Below are 2,373 nucleotides of genomic sequence, written 5' to 3'. Positions count from 1 at the left end.
GCGGCGATTTGATGTTGTTAATTAATGGGATGCCGATGTTCCATATTGAGTTGAAACGTTCAGGCGTGCCCATCAGCCAAGCGACCAATCAAATTGAGCGATACCATAAGGCGGGCGCGTTTTCGGGTATTTTTAGTCTGGTACAGGTGTTTGTGGCGATGACGCCGGAAGAATGCCGCTATTTTGCCAATACCGGCGGTCAATTAAATCCGGCGTTTTACTTCCGTTGGGCGGATTTCAATAATGTGTATATGAACGAATGGGACAAGGTGGCGACGCATTTCCTCTCGATTCCGATGGCGCACCAGTTTATCGGCGATTACACCATTGCTGATGCGAAAGACGAGCAGCTGAAAGTGTTGCGCAGCTATCAGTATTATGCGGTTAACAAGATTGCTGATACGGTGGCAAAGACAGATTGGACGGCGGGCAATCAGCGCGGCGGCTATATTTGGCATACCACAGGCTCGGGTAAAACGATGTCGAGTTTTAAATCGGCACAGTTAATCAGCCGCCGTAAAGATGCGGATAAGGTGATTTTCTTGCTCGACCGTATTGAGCTGGGCAAGCAATCTCTGGAGGAATATCAGAATTTTGCCGATAGTAAAGATGATGTGCAGGCAACGGAAAACACCGCCATTTTGCTCGCCAAGCTGAAAAGCAAACAAGACCGCGACCGCTTAATTGTTACCTCCATTCAAAAAATGAGTAATATCAAGGCGGAAGAAGGGGTAAATGAGGCTGACATCGAGCAAATCAGTGGCAAGCGGCTGGTATTTATTATTGATGAAGCCCACCGCACTACTTTTGGCGATATGTTGCTCACCATTAAGCACACCTTCCCCAATGCGATTTTCTTCGGCTTTACCGGCACGCCGATTGAAGAAGAAAACGCTAAGAAAAATTCAACCACTGCCACGGTTTTCGGCAATGAATTGCACCGCTATTCGATTGCAGACGGCATTCGTGATGAAAATGTGCTGGGCTTTCACCCCTTCCATATCCGCACCTTTAAAGACAGCGATTTACGCAGATCTGTCGCTTTGCAAGAAGCCAAAGCAGCAGATGAAAGCGAAGTATTTGCCGATGATCAAAAGAAAAAAATCTACAATCAATTTATGAACGATGTGCCGATGGCGGGAGAATATACTTCAGACGGCAAATATCAAAAAGGCATTGAAGATTATATACCCAATGTGCAATATCAAACGCCGGAACATGTGAATGCGGTGATTGACGACATGCTGGATAATTGGCAACGCCTCAGCCAAGGCAAAAAATATCATGCCATTTTTGCCACCAGCTCTATTCCCGAAGCGGTCAATTATTACCGCCTAATTAAAGCCAAAATTGCTGAGAAAGCCAGAATTGCTGAGGAAGCCAAAAATTCTGAGGAAGCCAAAGATCCTGAGGAAGCTAAAAATCCCTGGCCGAAACTGACCGCCCTTTTCGATCCGAATATTCTTAACGATGGGCAAGGCAACGACAAGGAAATATGGATTGCCGAAATTTTGAAAGATTACAACGCCCAGTTCCACACAAATTTCGGCTACGCCACCTATTCCCGATTTAAAACGGATTTGTCGGATAGGTTGTCGCATATCAATGCGTATAAGAGAATCAAGCCCGACGAGCAGCTGGATTTGTTGATTGTGGTCGATCAGATGCTGACGGGCTTCGACAGCAAATGGCTCAATACGCTCTATCTAGACAAAATTTTGGATTACGCCAACTTGATTCAGGCGTTTTCCCGCACTAACCGCGTATGCGACAAAACCGATAAGCCTTTTGGTTTAATCCGCTATTACCGCAAGCCGCATACGATGCAACAAAACATTGAGCGAGCCGTCAAACTTTATTCGGGCGATCGCCCAATGGGGCTGTTTGTCGATAATTTAGATAAGGTTATCGACAAAATGAATGTCTGCTTTGCCGATATTGCCGATATTTTCAAATGGGCAGGATTAGAGGATTTTTCAAAAAATCCTGATGACACAACCTCATGCGCAAAGTTTGTCAAACTATTCAATCAGCTCAATGAGCACTTACAAGCTGCTCGGCTCTTGGGCTTTTCTTGGGAAAAATCAAGCTATGACGTGGTACAGGAAGACGACAGCGTGATCACTGCCACACTCAATTTCGATCAAGAGACTTACGATAAACTGCTGGCTCGTTATAAAGATTTGTTTAAAGAAAGTTCAGGCAATGGTGGCGGTAGCGATGATGTGCCATTTGATTTGCGTTCACACATCAACGAAATCGAAACCGATAAAATTGATCAAAATTATATGAATGCCCGTTTTGAAAAATGGCTTAAAACCATCGGCGGCATAGAAGAAGCTGCTGCACTTGAGGAGCTACACCACTCTTTTG

The 2,373-nt window shown here is 45.1% G+C and carries 1 protein-coding gene; it reads left to right on the top strand.

Annotated elements, in window-relative coordinates:
• Positions 1-11 precede the first annotated feature (11 nt).
• A partial coding sequence (locus ACTHUE_RS15665; RefSeq protein WP_440423946.1) for a type I restriction endonuclease subunit R occupies positions 12-2,373 on the top strand: 2,362 nt, incomplete at its 3' end.

Source organism: Neisseria sp. P0021.S005, assembly GCF_051956955.1.
The sequence above is the reverse complement of the archived record's forward strand: the minus strand, read 5'-3'. Positions and strand labels throughout refer to the sequence as shown.